Source organism: Lysinibacter cavernae (assembly GCF_011758565.1).
GTDB classification, from domain to species: domain Bacteria; phylum Actinomycetota; class Actinomycetes; order Actinomycetales; family Microbacteriaceae; genus Lysinibacter; species Lysinibacter cavernae.
In genome coordinates, this window is record NZ_JAAMOX010000001.1 from 584,178 (window position 1) to 608,591 (window position 24,414).

The window sequence follows — 24,414 nt, forward strand, 5'->3', positions numbered from 1 at the left end:
AGGCGAGGCTAAGAGATTGCCCGCGGCGTTTGTTCGGCAAGCTCAAGTCGCTTCTTGTCTGTGACCATGCCTGGAAGCAAGATGTCCCACATTGCCATGATGCGGCCGTCGAGATCCTCGAGGTTGCTGTAGACCATCGAAACCGTTTGGATGCCGGTGAACGCGGAAATGACAAAACTCGCAAATGCCTCAGGATCAACGGTTGATCGGATGTCGCCGTCGTCAATGGCCTGCGCCACCAGCGCAGCAACGGGCGCACCCCATTCCGCGTAGGTTTTTGAGATCGGGTCGCCGTAGACACCAAGCTCGACGGCAATGCGCATTGACGCGTAAAACAGGGCGTTGCCCTTGATCAGTGCGCAAATGCCGTAGGAGATCTCGATCATCGTGTCGAACGCAGAGAGATCTTTCCCGAGCATTTCTGCCTGGAGCGCGTCATAGGTTGCTTGTTGTTCGTCAATGACGGCCCTCGCGAGGTCTTCTTTTGACTTGAAGTGGAAGTACATCGCTCCTTTGGTGATGCCTGCTATTGACGTAACATCCGCGATGTTTGCCGCGGCAAAACCGTGCTCGACGAAGACTTGTGACGCGGCGTTGACGATATTCTGGCGAGTAATTATTGCTCGTTGTTGCATGATGAAATTGGGACCCTTATAAGTAACGGGTGTGCGTGTATTGCACACACGAGGAGATGTTGGCCCGCCCCTACACGAAACCTAACAAGTACTTAGTTTACGTCGTCGCACTTAGATATCCAACATATTTCGCCGCATCTATGCCGTCTCTCAGCAATCCTGTGCGTTTGCTATTTATCGCCGCAAAGTCGGGATAGCTTGCTAATATTGAACTCAGGTCTGAATTCCATCAGGCCCCGGACGACGGATCAGTACCCGGAACGCGACAAGACTGGCCAGGAGAACACTCATGTCGTGGATTATTTTGATTATTTCTGGCATCTTTGAGGCCGTCTGGGCGACGGCTCTTGGCAAGTCGGAGGGCTTTACCAAGCTCTGGCCAACGGTTATCTTTGGCGGCGCTCTTGTCATCAGTATGGGCGGCCTTGCCTGGGCTATGCGCGATCTCGAAACCGGCACCGCTTACGCGGTCTGGGTTGGCATCGGTGCGAGCCTGACCGTTATCTACGCCATGGTTACCGGTAGCGCCGATGTGTCGGTGGTGAAGGTACTCCTGCTGATGGGCCTTGTCGGTTGCATCGTCGGGTTGAAGGCCGTTTCGTAGCGCACAAATGTGATTGTGGCATCATCCATCTTCCGCTGTGATGGATGCATGTCCGAGGCTGCCGACTTCGGTTCGTTCTGGCGTGTCAGCGGGGAACGGGCCGAAGGGCATCCGTTGAGCTTGTAGAGTTGTCCTGTTACAACATCTAGTCAGGGAGCTCACTCGTGGCCGACGGTTTTTCACTTTTCACCGACCGCTCTGTTGTCGCCATGCGCGTCAACGGAAATCTTTGCGATCTTGCAGCCGAGGTGATGGAAACTGACACCGTTGAACCCGTGACGATTGACTCGCCCGACGGCCTCAACATTCTTCGGCACTCAGCTGCCCACGTGCTTGCACAGGCAGTGCAGCAGGTGAACCCAGAAGCAAAGCTGGGCATTGGGCCCCCTGTCACAGACGGTTTTTACTACGACTTTGATGTTGCTGAGAACTTCACCCCTGAAGACCTTAAGGTCTTGCAGAAGACGATGGATCGCATCATTCGCCAGGGCCAACGCTTTGTCCGTCGAGTTGTTTCAGACGATGAGGCACGTGCGGAGCTCGCAAACGAGCCATACAAACTTGAACTTATTGGGCTCAAAGGCGGCTCAACCGGCGACGATAATGAAAGCGTCGAGGTTGGCGGTGCCGAGCTGACGATCTACGACAACGTTGATCCGAAGACGGGGGAGACGGTCTGGAAAGACCTGTGCCGCGGGCCCCACCTGCCGAACACCCGAATGATTGGCAACGGATACTCGCTCATGCGGGTTGCCGCTGCTTACTGGCGTGGCTCGGAGAAAAATCCTCAGCTGCAGCGAATTTACGGCACTGCCTGGCCAAGCAAGGACGAACTGCGCGAGTACCAGGCACGCCTTGAAGAGGCAGCAAAGCGTGACCACCGTCGCCTCGGCGCGGAGCTCGACCTGTTCAGCTTCCCAGAGGAACTGGGCAGCGGGCTTCCCGTCTTTCATCCACGCGGCGGCATCATCCGCAACGAACTCGAGAGCTACTCTCGTAAGCGTCACATCGAAGAGGGTTACTCCTTTGTGAACACGCCGCACATTACGAAGGGGCACCTCTACGAGATTTCCGGTCACCTTGACTGGTATCGCGATGGAATGTTCCCTCCGATGCATATCGACGCAGAGTACAACGACGACGGATCGGTTCGCAAGGCCGGCACCGACTACTACCTCAAGCCGATGAACTGCCCGATGCACAACCTTATTTATAAGGGCACCGCGCATTCCTACCGGGATCTTCCCATCAGGATGTTTGAGTTCGGCACGGTCTACCGCTACGAAAAGTCCGGCGTTGTGCACGGCCTGACGCGGGTTCGCGGGTTGACTCAGGACGACGCGCACATTTATTGCACGCAAGAAGATATGAAGGCAGAGCTGACCCGTACGCTCGACTTCGTGCTCAGCCTGCTCAAAGACTACGGTCTTGAGGACTTCTACCTTGAGCTCTCAACAAAAGACCCCGAGAAATTTGTTGGTAGCGACGAGGTTTGGGAAGAAGCGACCAATACCCTTGCTGAGGTTGCAGCGGCCTCTGGCCTCGAACTCGTGCCAGACCCGGGCGGTGCAGCGTTCTATGGACCAAAGATCTCGGTTCAGGCCCGCGACGCCATCGGCCGCACCTGGCAGATGTCCACTATCCAGCTTGACTTCAACCTGCCGAACCTCTTTGAGCTCGAGTACGCGGCCGCTGATGGCACGCGGAAGCGCCCCGTGATGATTCACCGTGCGTTGTTTGGCTCGATCGAGCGGTTCTTTGGAGTGCTCACGGAACATTACGCCGGTTCGTTCCCCGTTTGGCTGTCGCCCGTTCAGGTGGTCGCGATTCCCGTTGCCGAAGAGTATGCACCGTACCTCGAAGATGTTGTTGCAGAACTCAAGGGGTATGGCGTTCGTGCTGAGATCGACCGATCCGATGAGCGAATGCAGAAGAAGATTCGCAACCACACCAAGGCAAAGGTTCCGTTCCAGCTCATTGCAGGTGAAGACGACCGTGCAAACGGAGCGGTGAGCTTCCGTTTCCGCGACGGTACACAGCTGAACGGAGTGCCGGTCGCAGATGCCGTTGCTCGGATACGAGCCTCGATTGAATCGCGCGAGCAGGTCCTCACCGCATGGCAAGACTAACGGTCAACGATTATCAATCGTCTGACGACGATTCGTCACGGCCTGCCGATGATTCGGCAGGCCAGGCGGATGTCGTCGATCCCGGCCATCTTGCCGGAGTGCCAGACGAGTTTCAGCGGTTGTGGACGCCGCACCGCATGGTCTACATCCAGGACGGACAGCAGCCGAGCAAAGCGGATTGCCCGTTTTGTTATGCCCCGACCGGTTCAGATGAGGACGGCCTGATCGTAGCGAGGGGCACGCACGCATTTGTGCTGCTGAACCTTTTTCCATATAACAGCGGTCATTTGCTGGTGTGCCCGTATCGTCACATTGCGACCTACGACCTGGCAACGCCTGAGGAAGTCGCGGAAATCGGGGCGCTCACGCAAACAGCGATGCGCGTCATCACCGAGGTTTCTAAAAACCACGGCTTCAATATCGGGATGAACCAGGGTGAGGTCGCGGGTGCCGGCATCGCGGGTCATCTGCACCAGCACATCGTTCCTCGCTGGCAACACGACGCTAATTTCATGCCGATCATCGCCAAGACAAAGGCATTGCCACAGCTGCTAGCCGACGTCCGCACCTCGCTCGCCGAGGCGTGGCCCGCATCCCACTAGCCAACATCTCTTTTGGACTTTCTGCTCAGAACTCAGCGTTTTGCAGCAGAAACTCACAAATAGATGCAGGTTCTTGGACGCGGTAGACTTGCGTGCAGACAGAACAGAGAAAAGGGAGACAGGTGTCCGGACACTCCAAGTGGGCAACCACAAAGCACAAAAAAGCGATCATTGACTCGCGTCGTGCTAAGTCGTTTGCCAAGCTGATCAAGAACATCGAGGTTGCCGCCAAGATCGGTGGTGCCGACATGGCTGGAAACCCCACCCTTGTTGACGCCGTTCAGAAGGCGAAGAAGACCTCAGTACCCAACGACAACATCGATCGCGCGATCAAGCGCGGCGCCGGTCTTCTTGGCGAGCAGATCGAATACCTCAACATCATGTACGAAGGCTACGGCCAGGGCGGCGTCGCCCTCATGATCGAGTGTCTGACCGATAACAAGAACCGCGCCGCTGCAGAGGTTCGCACGGCAATGAGCCGCGGTGGCGGTAACATGGCTGACCCCGGAAGCGTTGCCTACAACTTCAACCGCAAGGGCGTTGTTGTTGTCAACAAGGTCGACGGGCTCACCGAAGACGACATCTTGCTTGCCGTTCTCGACGCCGGCGCCGAGGAAGTAACCGATCGCGGAGACGACTTCGAGATCATTAGCGAGCCACACGACCTCGTTGCGGTTCGCACTGCGCTGCAGGAAGCCGGTATCGACTACGAATCGGCAGACGCGTCGTTTGTGCCAAACCTCACGGTTGACGTTGACGCCGAGACCGCGCGCAAGATCTTTAAGCTCATCGATCAGCTCGAAGACTGCGACGACGTTCAGAACATCTACAGCAACTTCAACCTCACCCCAGAGGTCGAGGCTGAGCTTGAAAAAGACGACTAACGATTCGCAGTTGAGGATGCCGTGCGTATCCTCGGCATAGATCCAGGTCTAACCCGTTGTGGGGTGGGCGTCGTCGAGATTGGCGCCGCCCGCCGCGCAACGTTTATTGATGTCGCGGTTGTTCGAACCCCCGCGAGCATGGAGCTGTCGCAGCGGTTGCTCACGATTGGGTCTGGCATCGAAGAACTCATCGATCAGCACAAACCCGATGCCATAGCACTCGAGCGGGTGTTTGCGCAGCACAACGTGAGCACCGTAATGGGCATTGCCCAGATCAGTGGGGTCGCGTTCTTTCTTGCGGCGCAGCGCGGCATTCCCGTTGGGCTGCACACCCCCACCGAGGTCAAGGCTGCAGTCACCGGATACGGTGGGGCCGAAAAGGACCAGGTCGGGGCAATGGTTGCCAAAATCCTGCGGCTCGCGAGTCCGCCAAAACCGGCCGATGCCGCCGATGCTCTCGCCCTTGCAATTTGTCACGGCTGGCGAGGGACTCCACTTTCCGCGCCACGAGTCGCCGGCGACACCAACCTGACGCCAGCGCAGGCCGCGTGGCGCGCCGCTGAGCAACGGTCTCGATCATCCTGAACCGCGTAGTCTAGACAGGTGATTTCTTCTCTGCGTGGACCGGTGCTTGACGTGCGTGGAGGCACGGTTGTTATCGAAGTTGGGGGAGTCGGCTTTGCTATTGAAGTCACAACCTCCCAAGCCCTTGCCTCACACCGAGGTTCTGAGCTCTTTCTGTTCACGACGCTAGTTGTGCGTGAAGACTCGCTGACGCTGTTTGGTTTTGCGACCAGAGACGAACTCGACGTGTTTGGCATCCTCCTCGGCGTATCCGGGGTAGGTCCCCGTTCGGCGCTTGGCGTACTTAACGTTCTCTCGCCGCAAGACATTGTTGTCGCAGTCTCGGCAGAAGACGATAAGCCGTTCCGAGCGGTCAGTGGTATTGGCCCAAAGACGGCAAAACTGCTCGTCGTTTCACTTGGCGGCAAGCTCTCTGCCCTGTCGCTCGAGCGCCCTGCAGCATCCGCACCTACAGCACCTGTCTCGGCCTCCGCTGCGGTTGAAACCGCACTCATCAGTCTCGGCTGGGCCGAGCGCGATGCGAACGCGGCGATTGGGCAGGTCATCGCTGAGCATACAGATGGCGTTGAGATGACAGAACCGCAACTGTTGCGCCTCAGCCTTGCGCTTCTCGGCTCCGGCAAGGTGGTGAGGTAGCGTGGTTACCGATTTTAATGACGTAGATGGCGAAGACCTCACCAACCCAGACATCATTGCCGAGAATGAGGTCGCCTTTGAGGGAGCGCTCCGGCCACAGAGCCTGAGCGAGTTTGTTGGGCAGACCAAGGTTCGAGGACAGCTCGAACTACTGCTCAAAGCTGCGTCGATGCAGAGCCGTACCCCTGACCACATCCTTCTCGCCGGCCCTCCAGGGCTCGGCAAAACAACGCTCTCAATGATCGTTGCCGAAGAAGTTGGTAAGCCGCTGCGGATGACAAGCGGCCCCGCCATCCAGCACGCCGGCGACCTGGCCGCAATGCTGTCGTCGTTGACCCCAGGCGAGATTCTCTTTGTAGACGAGATTCATCGCATGGCCAGGTCTGCGGAAGAGATGCTCTACCTCGCGATGGAGGATTTCCGCATCGACATAATGGTCGGTAAGGGCGCGGGGGCCACGTCTATTCCTCTTGAACTCGCTCCGTTTACGCTTGTTGGCGCAACGACACGGGCTGGGTTGCTGCCCAACCCTCTCCGTGACCGCTTTGGCTTCACCGCTCACCTTGAGTTCTACGATGCTGTTGAGCTCGAACAGGTACTCATTCGCGCGGCCCGCCTCATGAACTTCGAGATTTCCGCCGAAGCTGTGAAAATTATCGCAAGCCGGTCGCGAGGAACCCCGCGTATCGCCAACCGTCTTCTCCGTCGAGTTCGCGACTACTTCCTTGTGCATAACGCAGTGAGCGACACCGCAGCAGTTGATGCAGCGCTTGAGCTCTACGACGTAGACACGCTTGGCCTTGACCGCCTTGATCGCGCGGTTTTGCGCGGTTTATTGGAGCGCTTTGGGGGAGGGCCTGTTGGCCTCAGCACGCTTGCCGTATCTGTTGGCGAGGATTCCGAGACCATCGAAGCAGTCGTCGAACCGTTCCTTGTACGTGCCGGTTTGGTCTCGCGCACGCCAAGAGGAAGGGTTGCAACGCCCACTGCGTGGGAACACTTCGAGATTCCTCAGCCAAATGTTCTATAGTTGATTGTTGTTTCGAAACTTTTAAGCACCACCCAAACGGGCCCGTCGCGGCCCGAGATGAAAGGTACTCGTGGAAGCCCTTCTGCAAGATCCATTTACCCTGATTATGATTGCCGTCCTTGGACTGCTTGTAATCTTCATGTTCCGCAACGGACGTAAGCGTCAGGCGGCCATGGCTGAGCTGCAGAACAACGTTGTTCCCGGCGCCGAGGTGATGCTGCAGGGCGGAATCTACGGTCACATCAAGTCGATCGATGACGAAGAGAACCGCGTTCGCGTTGAGACGAGCCCAGGAGTCATCCTCACGGTTCACCGCAACGCCATCATGAACGTTGTCACCCCGGTTGCAGCTGAGGCGACTGAAAACGAGTCACTCGCTCCCGACGATGACCCAGAGTTTGGTGAGCGCACCAGCGGTGCATCCAACTCCGAGTTCAAGAGCCCGTTTGACGCGTCTGACTCGAACAGCGCAGACGCGGACGGTTCGGCGAGCGACGACTCGACCGACTCCAGCGACAAAAAATAGTATTCGCTTCTCCCCATCACCCGACCTGCGCCGCTCGGTGCAGCCCTAGAAAGCAGTAACTCGTGGCGACAACCGCTCCGGTAAAAAAGGCTTGGCGTTCACTCGCCTGGCTTCTGGTTATCATCGTTGCCCTCATCGGCGCTAACGCTTTTGGCGTTATCAAAGATGGGGCAACTTGGACCCCTCAACTCGCACTCGACCTTGAGGGTGGTACGCAGATTGTTCTCGCTCCCACGCTCGAAGACGGCCAGTCAGTCTCGGGGGAGCAGCTGACTCAGGCTGTTTCGATCATCCGCCAGCGTGTTGACGCTAGTGGTGTGTCAGAGGCTGAGATCACGACGCAGGGTAACCAGAACATCGTGGTTTCGCTTCCGGGTACCCCGGATGATGCGACGCTGCAGCGCATCCAGGCTTCGTCGCAGTTGCAGTTCCGTCCGGTTCTGCTGGCATCCCAGACGACATCACAAACGGTCGGCGGTGAGGTCAACGCTGACGGCACGACGGCAACACCATCGGCTCCTGCCCCGGCTGTTGACGCTAACGGCCAGCCGTTGTCAGACACGCCGTCGTCTCAGCCGACGGGACCAGGCGACGTAGCCTGGATTACTCCTGCGCTGCAGGACAAGTTCGACAACTACGTATGTGGTTCTGACCAGTCGGCCGAGGCAGGTAACCCTGCCTCGAAGGAGCCGCTCGTTACTTGTGACCCCTACGGTCTTGAGAAGTACATTCTTGGGCCGGTTGAGATCGCAGGCTCGGTCATCACCGACGCGACCGCACAGCCAGAGACCTCGCAGAGCGGCGTCTCAACCGGTGCGTGGGCCGTGCAGATCATCATGAACAACGAGGGAACCAAACAGTTCTCTGAGGTCAGCAAGCGCCTGTACGGCTCGGCCGAGCCGCTGAACCGTTTTGCCTTTGTCCTTGACGGATCCGTGATTTCGGCTCCAACCATGCAAGCGCAAATCACCGACGGCCGTCCATCGATTACTGGTGGCTTCACGCAGGAAAGCGCGAAGGGTCTTGCCGATCAGCTCAAGTTTGGTGCGCTGCCAATCGGCTTCACCGTACAGAGCCTCGACAACATTTCGGCAACCCTCGGCACCAACCAGCTGCAGATGGGTCTTATCGCTGGTCTGATTGGTCTGCTCCTTGTTGTCCTCTACTCGCTGTTGCAATACCGATTGCTTGGACTGGTGACTGTTGCGTCTCTGACGATCGCAGCGGTGCTTGCCTACCTGTTGATCACACTGCTTTCGTGGCGAGAAGGGTACCGCCTGTCGCTGGCAGGTGTGACCGGTTTGATTGTTGCTATCGGTATTACTGCAGACTCCTTCATCGTGTACTTCGAGCGAATACGTGATGAGTTGCGCGACGGCCGGGGCATTGACTCAGCCGTTCAGTCAGGCTGGAAGCGCGCCATCCGCACGATTCTTGCCTCTGATGGCGTGAACTTCATGGCCGCAGCAATCCTGTTTGTTCTTGCTGTTGGTAACGTTCGAGGATTCGCGCTCACGCTTGGTCTCACAACCATCATCGATATCGTGGTTGTTGCGCTCTTCACGCACCCGATCCTGACATTGCTGGCGCGAACCAAGTTCTACTCAGAGGGACACCGCTTCAGCGGTCTTGACCCACGCCAGCTCGGAGCGGTGTACCGCGGCCGCGCGGCATTCCGGACCCCAACGGATTCAGTGAAAGCAAAGAACGCCGGTGCGAGCCGCGAGGCTGCAAAGCGTCAGACGATCGCAGAACGCAAGGCAGCTGAACTCGCTGCTGGGGGCGACGGGGCAAAAACAACCCCGGCAGATACCTCGTCGACCAATACGCGAAAGGAGTCCTAATCATGGGTACTTTTGCTCAGTTTGGAAACGACCTCTACACCGGAAAACGCTCCTACAACATTGTTGGTCGTCGAAAACTCTGGTACATCATCGCAGCGATCATGATCTTGGTTTCGATTCTCGGACCAATCGTACGTGGAGGCTTCACCTTCGGTATCGAGTTCAGCGGCGGTAGCGAGTTCCAGGTTGTCGCTGGCAAAGACCCTGACCAGCAGAAGGCTATTGAAGCCGTTGACAGCGTGGTCCCAGGCCAGACGCCTCGCGTCATGGTTGTTGGGTCTGACACGGTTCGTATTCAGACCGAACAGCTCACGGACGAAGAGACCGGTCAAGTGCGTAAGGCCCTGGCCGAGACGTATAACGTCGAGGAAGACACCATCACGTCATCATTTATCGGGGCTTCGTGGGGTCAAGACATTACGCGACAGGCGATACTCGCACTTATCGTGTTTATCGTTTTTGCCGCGGTAGTCATGGCGCTGTACTTCCGAACCTGGAAGATGTCGCTCGCGGCAATCATCGCGCTGCTTCACGACCTTGTGATCACTGCTGGTGTGTACGGCATTACCGGCTTCGAGATCACGCCAGCGGCAATGATCGGATTCCTGACCATCCTCGGATACTCGCTCTACGACACCGTTGTGGTGTTTGACAAGATTCGAGAAAACACGGGTCGTGGCGAACTCAACGATGCCCGTACCTTTGGGCAGAGCGTGAACCTCGCGGTCAACCAGACGCTTGTTCGTTCGATCAACACCTCGGTTGTCGCCTTGCTGCCTGTCGCATCGATTCTGTTTATCGGTGCATTTATCCTTGGCGCCGGTACCCTTCGGGACATTTCGCTGGCGCTGTTCATCGGTATCCTTGTGGGCACGTACTCGACGATCTTCATTGCGGCTCCGACGTATGCGCACCTTCGCGAGAACGAGCCGGAGATCGTCAAACACGATAACCGCGTTCGCGCACGTGAGGCTGCGAACGCCACCGAGGTTGAGAAGAGCGACGCAGACGCAACCTCAAAGAAACTCGCTGCGGGCGGTTCTGCCGCCGAGATCGGCTCATAGGTAAGGGTCGATCGTTCGTTGAAGAATGTTGGTTGGCGGGCATCTCCTGGTGTGGTTCTTGACAGTGCCGCAGAAGTGGTAACTTCGACACAGGAGGTGCTCGCATGACCGAAACATCATCACACTCAACTAGCACCAGCTTGCGCCGCCTCGTCCCGCGCATTTTTTCAAAGGGAAGCCCTCCTGGGGCTGTTGACGCGCTGATCAAGACGGTGCGCGCATCGCATCCCAAAGCCGATCTCTCAATCATTGAGCGCGCCTACACGGTTGCGGAGCGGGCGCACCGCGGACAAAAAAGACGCAGCGGCGAACCGTATATCACCCATCCCGTAGCGGTGGCTCAGATTCTGGCCGATCTCGGCGTTGGCGCCATGACGGTTGCCGCGGCCCTGCTGCACGACACCGTTGAAGACACCGACTACTCGCTCGATCAACTACGAGCCGACTTCGGTGACGAAATCACGATGCTCGTTGACGGTGTGACCAAGCTCGACAAGGTCAAGTACGGCGATAGCGCTCAGGCCGAGACCGTTCGCAAAATGATCGTCGCGATGTCGAAGGACATCCGCGTGCTTGTCATCAAGCTTGCCGATCGCCTCCACAACGCCCGAACCTGGGGGTTTGTGCCGTCAGAATCCGCCGCGCGGAAAGCGACTGAGACCCTCGAGATATATGCTCCGCTCGCGCATCGCCTCGGCATCCAGTCAATCAAGAATGAACTCGAAGATCTCTCGTTCGCAGTTCTGAAGCCGAAGATTTACGCGGAAATTGAGAACCTGGTTCAGCAGCGGAACCCACAACGTGACGAGATGGTCAATACGGTCGTTGAGGCGATCAACGAAGACCTCCGCGCTTCAAAAATTCGCGGCGATGTTGCTGGCCGCCCAAAGCAGTACTACTCGATCTACCAGAAAATGATTCTGCGTGGCCGAGACTTCGACGATATATACGATCTTGTTGGCATCCGGGTGATCGTGCCAACGATTCGCGACTGTTATGCCGTTCTTGGTGCCGTACACGCACGCTGGACGCCAATCCCCGGCCGGTTCAAAGACTACATCGCAACGCCAAAATTCAATCTCTATCAGTCGTTGCACACAACCGTGATCGGTCCTGATGGGCGGGCGGTTGAAATTCAGATCCGCACCACTGAAATGCACCGCCGTGCTGAGCTCGGTGTTGCCGCGCACTGGAAGTACAAAGAGAACGCTGGCTCATCGAAGCCCAACGAATCCGCCGACATGGCCTGGCTCGCGCATATCTCGGATTGGCAAGCGGAAACCGAAGATCCTGGCGAGTTCCTTGATGCGCTCCGCTTTGAGATTGGCGCAAAAGAGGTTTACGTCTTTACGCCGAAAGGCAGGGTTATTGGCCTGCCAGCTGGGGCAACTCCCGTTGATTTTGCCTACGCGGTTCACACCGAAATCGGTCACCGGACCATGGGCTCGCGGGTTAACGGCCGGCTGGTGCCGCTTGAGACCCCGCTCAAGAACGGCGATGTGGTCGAGGTCTTCACCTCGAAAAACCCTGACGCTGGCCCGAGCAAAGACTGGCTCAACTTTGTCACCAGTACCCGTGCGCGAAACAAGATTCGCCAGTGGTACACAAAAGAACGTCGCGATGAGGCTGTTGAGCAGGGCAAGGACGCAATCTCACGCGCCATGCGTAAGCAAAACCTTCCGCTGCAGAAGCTCATGAATCAGGAGTCGTTCCAGCAGGTCGCGCTTCAGCTTCGGTATCCGGATGTTTCCGCGCTCTACGCTGCGGTTGGCGAAGGCCACGTCTCGACACAGTCAGTGCTCGAGAAAGTGGTTGCTCGACTCTCAGATACCGAGAGTGAGGCCGAAGAACACCTGCCAGAGGCCGTGTTCAACGAACAGCGCAGTGTTCGGCAGACAAGCAACAGCGGCGTCTTGGTTCGTGGCGCCCCAGATATCCTCGTGAAGCTCGCACGCTGCTGCACCCCGGTACCGGGTGATGACGTCATCGGCTTCATTACCAAGGGCCAGGGCGTTTCCGTTCACCAGGTGAGCTGCAAGAACGTCGAGAGCCTGCGTAAGGAGCCAGAGCGTCTTGTTGAGGTCGAGTGGGCCCCGACGGCCAAGAGCGTGTTCCTTGTTCATATTCAGGTGGAGGCACTTGACCGTGCAGGGCTGCTGTCAGACGTGACTCGCGTGCTTTCTGAGCATCACGTTAACATCCTTTCGGCATCGGTCAACACGTCAAGTTCACGACTTGCTATTAGCCGCTTTGTGTTTGAGATGGGGGATACCACCCACCTCGACCGAGTGCTCAATGCTGTTCGTCGCATCGACACGGTGTACGACGTCTATCGTGTGAATGGTGGCTGATCGCCGGTAGCTGTTCCGAGGCTGTCCAGTCGGCCCATCGCGCCTGAATCTTCTGGGTGGCTGCTGAGCAGGCGTTCGCGCAGCGCGAGGCGACCCTCAGCTGGATGCTCAAGGAGCAGGAGCCTGCAGGCCGTTTGGTGTTGAATCGTCCACAGAGGCTCGGTTCTGATGAGGTCAAACGCGGTCCGTGTTGGCGTTGTTACTCGTTCGGTGCCAACGGTATGCACGTCGCTGCTTGCGAGCCTCGCGCGGAGACGCCGGAGTTGGCGGCCGTCGTAACGAGTTAACGCCGCATATGACAACGCCGGTCGTTCGTATACCCAGATTGTTGGTTGCCTCACGCGCGCGGCTCCGTAGACCCACGCGGCGTTCCAGCCCGCAATGATGCGGCAAGGACCGATTCCGAGCGCTGCTGCCCGCTGCGGCGCGCTGAGCGGCGGAAGGCTGTACTCATAGTGCGTGCCACGCTCGAACAGGACGCCGTCAAGTCTTGCTGCGCAGCGTTCGGCCTCTGAAAGCGTGTCGAGACGGGGGAGCGTCGTGTGCGGCCGGGCGGTTATACGGGAAAACGAAACAGGCTGGGAATTGTTCATCACCAAAGTGTGAACGATTCCCAGCCTGTGCGTTCCGAGTTATCCCCAGAAAATCAACTGGTGTTACCTGAACAGCGGAAGACTAGCTACCAATGGCAGCAAGCCACGAGCGCTGCGTTTCGAGCGCCTTCTCTGTTTCTGCGATCGCACGAGCATCGTTGGCTGCTTTTGCCTTGGCAAGGTCTGCCTCGAGCTGCTCGATCGATCCTTCAAGCTGGCCACGAAGTCCCTCGGCGCGAGCCTTGGTTTCTGGGTTGTTGTTCTTCCAGTGGGTCTCTTCGAGCTCCCGAACGTGATCTTCGATCTTGCGGATGCGCGCGTCAATTGCACGGACAGAGTCGCGGGGCACTCGGCCAATTTCATCCCATTTGCGCTGGATTGCGCTCAGAGCAGAGCGGGCTGCGGCGTGGTCCGTGATCTCAAGGATCGGCTCGGCCTCAACAAGAACCGCCTCTTTGAGTGTGAGGTTGGCGCCGTATTCCTCGTCGGCAAGCGCATCAACTTCGGCCTTTGCTCCGTAGAGCACGTCGCCGGCAGTCTTGAAGCGGGCCCACAGCTGGTCATCAAGCTTGCGGCCTGCACGGCCACTTGCCTTCCACTGGTCGAGCAAATCGCGGTATGCGGGGATGCCATCGGCACCCTTTGGAGCGAGAGCTTCCGCCTGCTCGATGAGGCGTTCCTTTCGCTGGCGGACCTCGCGGTTTGTTGCGTCAAGGTCTGCAAAGAACGCCCGACGGGCGGTCTCGATCGTTGAACGAGCGCCACGGAATCGCTTCCACAGTGCATCTGCCTCACCCTTTGGCAAACGAGGACCGGTCTTTTGCTGGGCCTGCCACTGTGTGAAGAGCGAGTCGAGTTCTGCGCTCGTCTGCTTCCACTGAACCTTTGAGAGGTCTTGTGCCGCAAGCTTTTCCGCTGCATCAACGAGGGCTTCGCGCTGGGCGCGGGCTTCGGCACGGGCCTTTTCCTGCTCCGCCTTCTGCTGCTCGCTGAGTTCTTGCACGGCCCCGGTAAGCACGTCGAGGCGTGCGGTGAGGGCTGCGAGATCGCCAACGGCGTTTGCGCCTTGGATCTGGTCGCGAAGCTTGGTCACCGTAGCGGCAACGTCGTTGACCGACGTGCCTCGCTTGATGCGCTGCTCGAGCAGAGTTACCTGACCCGCAAGATCGGTGTACTTACGCTCGAAGTACGCGAGTGCTTCTTCTGCGGTTCCGTCTGGGTACTGGCCTACGGCACGTTCACCATCGCCCTCACGAACGAATACGGTGTTCGTGTCGTCAACACGACCCCACGACTTGTTTGCACTTGTGTCGGACACTGAGCTCATCACCTACTGTTTCACGTTTACTGGACGCCGCTGTTCAGCGTGTATCCAGACTACTGGTTGTCGACGCATGGTCGCTATTTCACTTCAAAGGAAGTAATGGTCGTTGCTACCTTTGGGGCGCCGTCTTGTGAACCGTCGGCCGTTCCCTTACTCAGTATCTGTTTGTTCAATTCGTCAAGCCCGCTCGTGACCTCACCGATGACGGAATAGTTGGGGGAGAGCTGGCTGTCGTCAAATACGATGAAGAATTGGCTGCCGTTTGTGTACGGGCCAGAATTCGCCATCGCGATCATGCCCTTGGTGTAGAGGCCGTCAGCAGGGGCGTTCTCGGTCGGGCCGTAGGAATATCCAGGGCCGCCGCTGCCCGTTCCATCCGGGTCTCCGCACTGGAGTACAAAGAGGCCGGACGTCGTGAGTCGGTGGCAGGAAACGCCGTCGTAGAAGCCGCTCGATGCGAGCGAGATGGTGCTTGCAACGGCTTGGGGCGCAGCAGCACCATCAAGCGTGATGCCAAGTTCTACGTCGTTCAGCGCGAGCGTTCCGGTCCAGGTACGGTCTTCGGCAAGCGCCTTGTCCGGTACATCACCCTGGTTCTCGCCGACTTCCTCGGTCGCGCTTGGTGTTGGAGTGGACGTCTCGGATGCCTCTGGCGCTTGTGGCTGCGCTCCGAGATACATGAGCTGGCCACCCACAGCAAGCCCAACGATGACAACACCGGCGATAGCCCAGATGATGTTGTCCCGTTTGCGCGTTGCTACGCCTTCAGCGTGAATAGTCTGCCTTGCCGAGTAGCCGCGCAGGCGTTCGCGTTGCAGCCGTTCTTCGCGTTTTAGTTTCTTGTCAGACACGTCGATGTACTCCGAGGGTTAAGTGACGTTAGGTTGTTGGCAAATGCCGCTGGGTTGCCGCCACAGTTGGCGGACCCGATATCAATTATGTCAGTGCTGGCTCGTAGACTGTTCAACGTGACTGATTCCGGTATGGCTCTGGGTAGCGCACACACGCCACTCGCCGTTCGAATGCGCCCAAAATCGCTCGAGGAAGTTGTTGGGCAAAAGCATCTGCTTGGCCCCGGTTCGCCGTTGGTCACGCTCGCGCATCAGAGCGACGGTGGCGAATCTGCGAGCGGTGCAGTCTCCATCATCCTGTGGGGTCCGCCAGGAACTGGCAAAACGACGCTGGCTCAGGCAATTGCCCACAGCAGCGGTCGTCGATTTGTTGAGCTCTCGGCGGTCACTGCCGGCGTGAAAGATGTTCGCGTTGTGATGGAACGGGCGCTGAACGACCGAGATTTGTACAGCGTGTCGACCATTCTGTTTCTCGACGAGATTCATCGGTTCACGAAGGCTCAGCAAGACGCGCTCCTTCCCGGCGTCGAGAACGGTTGGGTCACGCTTGTGGCGGCCACCACCGAGAATCCATCATTTTCCGTCATCTCTCCGTTGCTCTCGCGCTCGTTGTTATTGACGCTCGAACAACTGAATGATGCCGATATCGAGGCTGTCGTTCGACGAGCAGTTTCCGATCCTCGCGGGCTCGATAATCAAATCGCGATTACCGACGAGGCCGTGGCAACAATTGCGCAACTTTCGTCTGGTGATGCGCGTCGTGCGCTTACTGCCCTCGAAGCAGCAGCGTCTTCTGCGCTTGCCGAGGGCTACGTGGCGCCTGTAAGCGAGGTTGCGGCTACTGCTGACGAAGTAGGTGCTGATTCAAGCAGTGTCGATTCAACCGATGCTGACGCAAGCGGTGTTGACGCGAACGATGGGCATACATCAGCGGAGGATGCTACAGCGCAGGATGCAACGGGTGAGGCCGCGGATGGCGGCGACACAGATACATCCGCTGGGGCATCCAAGGTCACAAAGGGGCGAAAGCCTCGTACTGCTTCAGGCAATTCCAAACGGAACAAGCCGGGCAATGCTGATGGACCAGCCACAGAGTCCATTTCAGCTGACGAAGTGTCTGATGGGCTGCCGCTTGAGGCCAACGAGGCCAACGAGCCGCAGCGCGTCCCCATCGTTACCGAAGAGGTAATCGCTCGTTCGGTGAACAGGGCCCTCCTTCGTTATGACAAAAACGGCGATGAGCACTACGACGTGATTAGCGCTTTCATCAAGTCGATTCGCGGGTCAGATCCCGACGCTGCCGTCCACTACCTAGCTCGCATGATCGAGGCAGGCGAAGACCCAAGGTTCATCGCACGCAGAATCATTGTGTCGGCTGCCGAAGACATCGGCATTGCTGACCCACAAGCCCTGAGTATTGCCATTGCTGCAGCCGAGGCTACTCAGATGATCGGTATGCCTGAGGCACGCATCCCCCTGTCAGAGGCAGTTATCTACCTCGCGACGGCACCAAAATCTAATGCGGCGTATGTTGCCATCGACGCGGCTATCGCCGACGTTCGGGCAGGAAACTTTGGCAGGGTGCCGAAGCATCTGCGCGACGGTCACTATGCGGGCGCCAAAAAGCTCGGACACGGCGTTGGATACCGCTACCCGCACGATGCGCCAATGGGAGTTGTTCGCCAAAACTACCTCCCCGAGGAAATTGGCAATCGCACCTATTACAACCCAACTGATCACGGCCACGAACGAATCGTTGCCGAGCGACTGGAAAAGATTCGCCGCATCACTCGGGGACAGTAGGCAGTTGCCGCAGTCGCTGCCACCCAACAGGTTGTCCTGTGCTGCAGCTCGTGCGGCGTGGCGGGCCTGCCTGACTCGGGGCAACACGGGCAAACCGCCAGCTGGACATGTGCGCGGATCACGGATGCCCGTGCTATGCTTATCGCTGGCCTAGGTGTTTGTTTCGTGCGGCTGCGAATCACTAATCCGAAGGTGCGTGCCCTGTAGCCGGGTAGCGATGGCCAATCCCTCAAACTTTCCGCGGCATCGATCAATAATCGACCGCGAGTTCACTGTTTGTTCTTTTGAAAGGAAATCGTGTCCACTAAGTCACGTACCCGCAGCAAAACCCGTCTGTCGCGTTCACTCGGTATTGCCCTCACCCCGAAGGCAGCAAAGTACCTTGAGAAGCGCCCCTATGCTCCAGGTGAGCACGGTCGCACCAAGCGCAAGGCAGATTCCGACTACGCCGTGCGTCTTCGGGAGAAGCAGCGTCTTCGCGCCCAGTACAACATCCGCGAGGCTCAGCTGAAGCGTATCTACCAGGAGGCTCGTCGTACCGAGGGCCAGACCGGTGAGAACATGGTTGAGCTCCTTGAGATGCGTCTTGACGCTCTCGTTGTTCGTGCAGGATTTGCACGCACCTCGGCTCAGGCTCGTCAGATGGTTGTACACCGTCACATCCTCGTTGACGGCCAGCTCGTTGACCGTCCTTCGTTCCGCGTCAAGGTGGGTCAGCAGATCCACGTGAAGCAGCGTTCGGAGGGCATGGAGCCCTTCCAGGTTGCTGCCGCTGGCGGACACCAGGAAGTACTTCCTAAGGTTCCCGCGTACCTCGAGGTTGAGATCGACAAGCTGCAGGCCCGCCTGACGCGTCGTCCCAAGCGCGCTGAGGTTCCTGTGACCTGTGAAGTTCAGCTCGTGGTTGAGTACTACGCAGCTCGATAGCAGACTGTGCCTGTCTAGATACAGGTAGAGAAGGGGATGACGCATCAGCGTCATCCCCTTCTTTCTGTTTAGCGTCCGTCAATCCGCCCAGTTTTCGCCGGACAGGCGCTGATAAATACTCTGCTGGTGTGAGCGCAAGCTGTAGGGTTGTTCGTATGTCTGGCGTTGGATGACGCGACAAAGAGTTTTTGTGAAGGAGCGCCCGTGCGTAAGCTGTTTTGGCTGGTAAGTGGGGTTGTTGCAGGTTTTGTGATTGCCCACTACGTGAACAAGAGTCCAGAGGGTCGTCGATTCTTTGAAGAAATCGAACAGGGGCGTCGTGAGTTTGCCGATGCAGTGAACCGCGGATACCAGAGTCGAGAAGCCGAGCTTGGCTCCGCACTCGACGACGTTGAAAACCGCATCAAGAATCTGAACAACTAACTCAGCTTCCCTACCAAGGAGAACCGTACCTGCCCATGCAAACTGCAGAAATTCGTCAGCGTTGGCTCACCTACTTTGGTGACCGCGGACACACCATTGTTCCTTCGGCATCGCTCATTAGCGATGATCCAACACTGATGTTTACCGTCGCCGGTATGGTCCCGTTTGTTCCGTACCTCACCGGTGTGGTTCCGGCCCCGTACCCCCGCGCCACGAGCGTGCAGAAGTGTATCCGCACCAACGATATCGAAGAGGTTGGGCGCACTCCTCGCCACGGAACCTTCTTCCAGATGAACGGAAACTTCTCGTTCGGCGACTACTTCAAAGAGGGCGCCATCACCTATGCGTGGGAGCTGCTGACTTCTTCAGAGGCCGACGGTGGCTACGGCTTTGATCCAAAGGACTTGTGGGTCACCGTCTACAAGGACGACGACGAAGCAATCTCGCTGTGGCGTAAGATCGCAGGCCTGCCTGAGGAACGCATCCAACGTCTTGATAAAGACACCAACTACTGGTCAACAGGGCAGCCTGGCCCAGCAGGGCCTTGCTCTGAGATCTTCTTTGACCGGGGTCCTGCGTACGGACAAGACGGTGGTCCTGCCACGGACGACGACAGGTACGTTGAGATCTGGAACCTTGTGTTCATGCAGTACCTCATTGGCGATGTGAAGGGTAAAACCGACTTCACGATCCTTGGCGAGTTGCCGAGTAAGAACATCGATACCGGCATGGGCCTCGAGCGTGTTGCCTTTATCAAACAAGAGGTAGACAACTTCTACGAGATCGACCAGGTTCGCCCTGTGCTTGACCGCGCTTCTGAGCTCTCCGGTCGGTCGTACGGAGCAAACCATGAAGACGACGTGCGGATGCGTGTGATCGCTGACCACGTTCGTTCGTCACTCATGCTCATGAGCGATGGGGTGAACCCGTCGAATGAGGGTAGAGGCTACATCCTTCGCCGTCTGCTTCGCCGTACGGTTCGTGCGATGCGTCTGCTCGGCGTCGAAGAAGCGACCTTCCCCGAGCTGTTTGCTGCGTCTCGCGACGCGATGAAAGCGGCGTACCCAGAGGTGCAGGCCGACTACGCGCGCATCTCGCGTTCCGCATTTGCTGAGGAAGAAACCTTCCTGCGCACGCTTGCCAGCGGCACGACGATTCTTGATCTTGCGGTTGAACAGACCAAATCAAGCGGGGTTGCGCAGCTTCCCGGCGACACTGCATTCCTGCTGCACGATACCTATGGCTTCCCGATCGAGCTCACACTCGAAATTGCCGAAGAGTCCGGCATCACGGTGAACCGCGAGAAGTTTGACGACCTCATGCAGCAGCAGCGCTCGCGCGCAAAGGCCGACGCGAAGGCAAAGAAGACCACACTTGCCGACCTTTCTGTCTACAGCGACTTCCGGGCAAAGGGCGAGACGGTATTCACCGGTTACACGGATCTCAGCACCGAGTCTCGTGTTCTTGGCCTGATTGTGGACGGTATCCCGGCACTTCGGGCTGTTGCCGGTCAGACCGCAGAGGTCATCCTCGCCGAGACTGCCTTGTGGGCTGAGTCTGGTGGGCAGGATTCCGATTCTGGACGCATTGTTGGGGCCAACTTTGAGCTTGAAGTCATCGACGTGCAGAAGCCCGTCTCTGGTCTCATCAGCCACACGGTGAAGGTGACCTCTGGCGAGGTCGCCGTTGACGATGTTGCCACGAGCATCGTTGACGCCGAGTATCGCCGCGGGGCTACCCAGGCGCACTCTGGAACCCACATCGTGCATGCCGCACTTCGCCAAGTACTTGGCTCGGATGCGCACCAGGCTGGTTCCTACAACAAGGCAGGCTACCTGCGGCTCGACTTTAACTGGGCACAGGCGCTGAGCCCCGAAACGAAGACCGAGATCGAAGAAGTTTCGAACCTCGCCATCCGCGCGAACCACGAGGTTGTTACCCGTGAGATGGGCATTGCCGAAGCGAAAGAGCTTGGCGCGATGGCCCTCTTCGGCGAGAAGTATGGCGATCGCGTGCGCGTTGTTGATATCGGCGGCCCTTGGTCGCGCGAGCTCTGCGCAGGCACTCACGTGTCGAACAGCGCCGAAATTGGCATGATCAACCTCATCAGCGAGCAATCGGTTGGCTCAACCAACCGCCGTGTTGAGTCGTTGGTTGGCATCGAGGCGTTCCGCAGCTTTGCCGCAGAGCGCGCGATCGTGTCTCAGCTGTCGGCGAACCTCAAGGCGCCAAAGGAACAGATCCAGGAACGTGTATCTGACCTTGCGGCGCAGCTGAAGGCGGCGGAGAAGAAGATCGCCCAGTTTGAATCCGAGGCGCTCAAATCGCGCATCCCTGACCTCCTGTCAACGCTGTCGACGGTTGGCGCCGTTGGCGCTGTGATCGCGGACCTGGGAACGGTCGGCTCACCCGATGACGTTCGGAGCCTCGCCGTTGGCGTGCGCGACAAGCTCGCCGCGCAGGATGCCGTTGTGGTACTCGCTGGTGTGGCCGCCGGCAAGCCCGTTGTGATTGTCGCTACAACTTCCGGTGCCCGCAACGCCGGTGTGAAAGCCGGTGCACTGGCCAAGATTGCTGCCGGCGTGCTTGGCGGAGGCGGTGGCGGCAAAGACGACATGGCTCAGGGTGGCGGTTCACAACCAGAGCAGGTTGACGCCGCTCTGGCTGCAGTTCGCCAGGCGATTCAGGGTTAGACCGTGAGAACCGGAGTGCGGCTCGGCATCGACGTTGGCAAAGCTCGCGTTGGCGTTTCGCGGTCCGATTTGCACGGGATGCTCGCGACCCCCGTTGAGACGGTTCAACGGGGGAGTCAGCGTGACGAGGCCATCGCACGCGTGGCGACGATTGCCGCTGAGCTAGAGGTGTTCGAGATTATTGTTGGGCTCCCGCTGAACATGCGCGGTGAATCAACGCCGTCGACAGACGACGCGCTCGCTTTTGCGGAGGCGCTTGGCGAGGCCTGCCAGGTGCCTGTTCGCCTTGTGGACGAACGGCTGTCGACTGTGAGCGCTCAGGGCGCGCTACATCGATCGGGGCGGAACACAAAAAACTCCCGAGCGGTGATTGACCAGGTCGCTGCGGTGATTATCCTGCAGCATGCGCTAGATTCAGAACGATCTTCCGGAACGCCACCAGGGCGGTTGGCGAACGAACAGGACCTTTTCGAGTGACACAGCAGAACGACAACGGCAATACTGAGCCGTCGCCGGAGCCCAACGACACGCGGGAACTTCCGTCACGACGAGAGCTTCGCGAGGCGCTCGCCCGTGAGAATGCGCTGGCTGCGCAGCGAGAGCGCGACGAAACGCTTCGGCTGCAGGCAGCCCAGTACTCGCGCGAGGCGGAGCGCGTCGAGGCACCTGCCGACGATTCGGAGTTGACAGCGACTGGAACATGGTCTCCCGAGCCAGTTGCCGACGAACCGTCTGTCGTGCCTCCAGTCGACAAGAATTACCGGGTTGCCGGACGTAAGGGCTACGTCCCAAGCGTCGAGCCAGCACGCCTCGCGGACGAAGCCCATCCGCTTGACGACGTTTTTGCAGACCTGACGCCCAAGGAAGGCCCCGACACTGTGACTGCCAAGCCACGTTCCCGCGCCCCGAAGAATCCGCATGCCAAGCGCAAGACGAAGCGTGTTGTCATCTCGCTCGTCGTGACTGCAGCACTGCTTGGTGCCCTTGTTTGGGGCGGATCAGTTCTGTGGTCAAGCTTCGGCGAGAGAATCAGCGATTTGTTCGGCTGGAACCAAGAGGTCATCGACTACGAGGGTGAAGGTCACGGCCAGGTAACCGTCACGATTGTGGCCGGCGACACCGGCGCAACGATTGGTCAAACTCTCGCTACTAACGGGGTCGTAAAAACCGCTGAGGCGTTTGTGGCTGAAGTAAGCATCACAAAACCTGAACCGAGTTTCTTCCCAGGGACCTATCAACTTAAACAGGAAATGAGCGCCGCTGCGGCTCTTACCGCGCTTCAGGACCCAGCAAACAAAATTGAGATGAAAGCGGTTATTCCTGAGGGTACCCAGATGTCGCAAATCTTCGCGACGCTTGAGGCCGTCACCGGTATCCCGAATGCTGATTTTGTTGCGGCAGCAGCTGATCCGACGCTGTACGGCGTGCCGGCAACCGCGCCGAGTCTCGAGGGTTGGTTGTTCCCAGCTACCTACGAGCTTTCGGACACCGATACCGCAACGACGATCATCCAGAAGCTTGTTGACCGTACGATTCAATCCCTTGATGCTGCGGGAGTTCCCGAGGCTGAGCGGGAGAACGTGCTCATCATTGCGTCGATCATTCAGCGCGAGGCCCGCCACACCGACGACTTTTATAAAGTGAGCCGAGTTATCCAGAACCGGCTTGATCAGGGCATCAAGCTTGGTATGGACTCAACCGTGAAATACGGGCTCTCTGACGACGCCTCTTCGGTTTGGTCAAGCGACGCGCAGCTGACGGATGACAACCCGTGGAACACCTACGTCCACACTGGCTTGCCTATCGGACCGATCTCGAACCCTGGCGACCTCGCTATCGACGCCGCGATGAATCCAACCCCTGGCGACTGGCTGTTCTTCGTAACAGTGAACCAAGACACCGGTGAAACGCTGTTTTCCACAACAAATGCCGAGCACGAAGAACTTGTCGCTCAGGCCAAGCAGTGGTGTTCAGATAATCCAGATAACCCGGCCTGCTAGCCATGACGGACTCTGCGACGTCGTTTGGTGTGCTCGGATCTCCGATTGGGCATTCGCTTTCGCCCGTCATCCATTCTGCGGCGTATCGCGAGCTTGGACTTGACTGGTCGTATGACGCCATTGATTGTGTTGAGGACGCCCTGCCTGCTCAGCTCGCGTCACTCAACTGGCACGGCATTTCGCTCACCATGCCGCTGAAACACGGCGCATATGCTGCGGCTTCGTGGCACGACCCTGTTGCGGTCAGCAGCGGTGTTGCCAATACGCTGCTGCGCGTTGTTGACGGCGCTGGGGATGAATCCTGGCGGGCCTACAATACCGATGTCGCCGGTCTCGTTGCCGCGCTTGGCGAAGTTGTTCCTTCTGGGATACGTGCCATTGCGCTGCTCGGTGGCGGTGCAACGGCAGTCTCAACCGTGTTGGCTGCTGCGGCAATGGGAACAACAATCGTTCGGGTACACGCAAGAAACACGGAAAAGGCCGCGCCGCTCATCGCCCTCGGCAAGCAGCACGGTGTGCTGGTTACCGTCGTTTCGTTGCACGACGATTCGTCCTGGAACGACGGCGAAGTTCCCATTGACGTTGTGGTGAGCACAGTACCCGGTCATCTCGCGGGGGAGCTCTCCGTTCCGTCTCGCATTCGATCAGCTGTGCCTCTCTACGACGTGGCCTATGATCCGTGGCCAAGCCCGCTTGCCAGACTTTGGGCGGAGGCGGCTGGTACATACGCCTCGGGCATCAGCATGCTGCTGCACCAGGCAATCGTGCAAATACGGATTTTCATGGCAGGGGACCCGAATCGGCCGTTGCCAGAGGAAGACAAAGTTCTGGCCGCGATGAGGGATGCCGTCGCTGACCGCAACCTCGGTTAACGGCCCAGCGCCACCTCACCGACCATTCATATCCGACC

General features: G+C 58.2%; 22 protein-coding genes and 1 riboswitch. Of the genes, 18 read left to right on the plus strand and 4 right to left on the minus strand.

Annotated elements, in window-relative coordinates; genetic code table 11:
• Nucleotides 1-8: 8 nt before the first annotated feature.
• Nucleotides 9-635 carry a ScbR family autoregulator-binding transcription factor gene (locus FHX76_RS02745; RefSeq protein WP_167147592.1) on the minus strand — a complete coding sequence of 209 codons (627 nt, stop codon included), beginning with the start codon at nucleotides 633-635 and terminating at the stop codon, nucleotides 9-11.
• A gap of 213 nt (nucleotides 636-848) precedes the next feature.
• Nucleotides 849-915: riboswitch (guanidine-III (ykkC-III) riboswitch) on the plus strand.
• A 9-nt stretch (nucleotides 916-924) separates the two neighbouring features.
• On the opposite strand from FHX76_RS02745, the gene FHX76_RS02750 reads away from it, so the two are divergent.
• The 11 genes from FHX76_RS02750 (at nucleotide 925) to FHX76_RS02800 (ending at nucleotide 12,890) form a co-directional block, all read left to right on the plus strand.
• Nucleotides 925-1,239: a DMT family transporter gene (locus FHX76_RS02750; RefSeq protein ID WP_167147595.1), complete on the plus strand. Its 315-nt coding sequence runs from the start codon at nucleotides 925-927 to the stop codon at nucleotides 1,237-1,239.
• Nucleotides 1,240-1,403: 164 nt separating this feature from the next.
• A complete protein-coding gene (thrS, locus tag FHX76_RS02755; RefSeq protein WP_167147598.1) occupies nucleotides 1,404-3,368 on the plus strand; it encodes a threonine--tRNA ligase in 1,965 nt (654 codons plus the stop codon).
• On the plus strand, nucleotides 3,356-3,970 hold the full coding sequence (locus FHX76_RS02760; protein WP_167147602.1) for an HIT family protein: 615 nt from the start codon (nucleotides 3,356-3,358) through the stop codon (nucleotides 3,968-3,970). Before thrS ends, FHX76_RS02760 begins: the two co-directional genes overlap by 13 nt.
• A 122-nt stretch (nucleotides 3,971-4,092) precedes the next feature.
• Nucleotides 4,093-4,854 (plus strand): YebC/PmpR family DNA-binding transcriptional regulator, encoded by a 762-nt coding sequence (locus tag FHX76_RS02765; protein WP_167147605.1) that lies wholly within the window; start codon nucleotides 4,093-4,095, stop codon nucleotides 4,852-4,854.
• A 21-nt stretch (nucleotides 4,855-4,875) separates the two neighbouring features.
• Nucleotides 4,876-5,439, plus strand: coding sequence for a crossover junction endodeoxyribonuclease RuvC (gene ruvC, locus FHX76_RS02770; RefSeq protein ID WP_167147608.1), 564 nt, complete (start codon nucleotides 4,876-4,878; stop codon nucleotides 5,437-5,439).
• Nucleotides 5,440-5,457: 18 nt separating this feature from the next.
• Complete coding sequence (ruvA, locus tag FHX76_RS02775; RefSeq protein ID WP_167147611.1) at nucleotides 5,458-6,075, plus strand: Holliday junction branch migration protein RuvA; 618 nt, start codon at nucleotides 5,458-5,460, stop codon at nucleotides 6,073-6,075.
• 52 nt (nucleotides 6,076-6,127) lie between these two features.
• Entirely contained in the window at nucleotides 6,128-7,105 is a 978-nt protein-coding gene (gene ruvB, locus FHX76_RS02780; RefSeq protein WP_386762868.1) for a Holliday junction branch migration DNA helicase RuvB, read from the plus strand.
• Nucleotides 7,106-7,175: 70 nt separating this feature from the next.
• Entirely contained in the window at nucleotides 7,176-7,631 is a 456-nt protein-coding gene (gene yajC / locus FHX76_RS02785; protein ID WP_341777836.1) for a preprotein translocase subunit YajC, read from the plus strand.
• A gap of 62 nt (nucleotides 7,632-7,693) precedes the next feature.
• Nucleotides 7,694-9,475 (plus strand): protein translocase subunit SecD, encoded by a 1,782-nt coding sequence (gene secD, locus FHX76_RS02790; RefSeq protein ID WP_167147616.1) that lies wholly within the window; start codon nucleotides 7,694-7,696, stop codon nucleotides 9,473-9,475.
• 2 nt (nucleotides 9,476-9,477) lie between these two features.
• Nucleotides 9,478-10,539 (plus strand): protein translocase subunit SecF, encoded by a 1,062-nt coding sequence (secF, locus tag FHX76_RS02795; RefSeq protein WP_167147618.1) that lies wholly within the window; start codon nucleotides 9,478-9,480, stop codon nucleotides 10,537-10,539.
• 104 nt (nucleotides 10,540-10,643) lie between these two features.
• Nucleotides 10,644-12,890, plus strand: a complete 2,247-nt coding sequence (locus FHX76_RS02800) for a RelA/SpoT family protein (RefSeq protein WP_167147621.1) — start codon at nucleotides 10,644-10,646, stop codon at nucleotides 12,888-12,890.
• On the opposite strand, the gene FHX76_RS02805 is transcribed toward FHX76_RS02800, so the two are convergent.
• From FHX76_RS02805 to FHX76_RS02815, 3 genes are all read right to left on the minus strand, one after another.
• Nucleotides 12,869-13,483 (minus strand): hypothetical protein, encoded by a 615-nt coding sequence (locus tag FHX76_RS02805; RefSeq protein ID WP_167147624.1) that lies wholly within the window; start codon nucleotides 13,481-13,483, stop codon nucleotides 12,869-12,871. The genes FHX76_RS02800 and FHX76_RS02805 overlap by 22 nt on opposite strands.
• An 82-nt stretch (nucleotides 13,484-13,565) precedes the next feature.
• Nucleotides 13,566-14,810 carry a DUF349 domain-containing protein gene (locus FHX76_RS02810; RefSeq protein WP_167147627.1) on the minus strand — a complete coding sequence of 415 codons (1,245 nt, stop codon included), beginning with the start codon at nucleotides 14,808-14,810 and terminating at the stop codon, nucleotides 13,566-13,568.
• A 74-nt stretch (nucleotides 14,811-14,884) separates the two neighbouring features.
• Complete coding sequence (locus FHX76_RS02815; protein WP_167147630.1) at nucleotides 14,885-15,658, minus strand: peptidylprolyl isomerase; 774 nt, start codon at nucleotides 15,656-15,658, stop codon at nucleotides 14,885-14,887.
• A gap of 87 nt (nucleotides 15,659-15,745) precedes the next feature.
• On the opposite strand from FHX76_RS02815, the gene FHX76_RS02820 reads away from it, so the two are divergent.
• The 7 genes from FHX76_RS02820 to FHX76_RS02850 all read left to right on the plus strand — a co-directional run bounded on the left by FHX76_RS02820 (nucleotide 15,746) and on the right by FHX76_RS02850 (nucleotide 24,376).
• Nucleotides 15,746-17,461, plus strand: a complete 1,716-nt coding sequence (locus FHX76_RS02820) for an AAA family ATPase (RefSeq protein ID WP_386762853.1) — start codon at nucleotides 15,746-15,748, stop codon at nucleotides 17,459-17,461.
• Between the two features lie 297 nt (nucleotides 17,462-17,758).
• Entirely contained in the window at nucleotides 17,759-18,388 is a 630-nt protein-coding gene (gene rpsD / locus FHX76_RS02825; protein WP_167147633.1) for a 30S ribosomal protein S4, read from the plus strand.
• 204 nt (nucleotides 18,389-18,592) lie between these two features.
• Entirely contained in the window at nucleotides 18,593-18,811 is a 219-nt protein-coding gene (locus FHX76_RS02830) for a hypothetical protein (protein ID WP_167147636.1), read from the plus strand.
• Nucleotides 18,812-18,846: 35 nt separating this feature from the next.
• Nucleotides 18,847-21,504, plus strand: coding sequence for an alanine--tRNA ligase (gene alaS, locus FHX76_RS02835; RefSeq protein ID WP_167147638.1), 2,658 nt, complete (start codon nucleotides 18,847-18,849; stop codon nucleotides 21,502-21,504).
• Between the two features lie 3 nt (nucleotides 21,505-21,507).
• A complete protein-coding gene (ruvX, locus tag FHX76_RS02840; RefSeq protein ID WP_341777837.1) occupies nucleotides 21,508-21,981 on the plus strand; it encodes a Holliday junction resolvase RuvX in 474 nt (157 codons plus the stop codon).
• Nucleotides 21,978-23,504 carry an endolytic transglycosylase MltG gene (gene mltG, locus FHX76_RS16630; RefSeq protein WP_341777838.1) on the plus strand — a complete coding sequence of 509 codons (1,527 nt, stop codon included), beginning with the start codon at nucleotides 21,978-21,980 and terminating at the stop codon, nucleotides 23,502-23,504. Before ruvX ends, mltG begins: the two co-directional genes overlap by 4 nt.
• Nucleotides 23,505-23,506: 2 nt before the next feature.
• Nucleotides 23,507-24,376 (plus strand): shikimate dehydrogenase, encoded by an 870-nt coding sequence (locus tag FHX76_RS02850; RefSeq protein WP_167147640.1) that lies wholly within the window; start codon nucleotides 23,507-23,509, stop codon nucleotides 24,374-24,376.
• The last annotated feature ends 38 nt before the right edge of the window (nucleotides 24,377-24,414 follow it).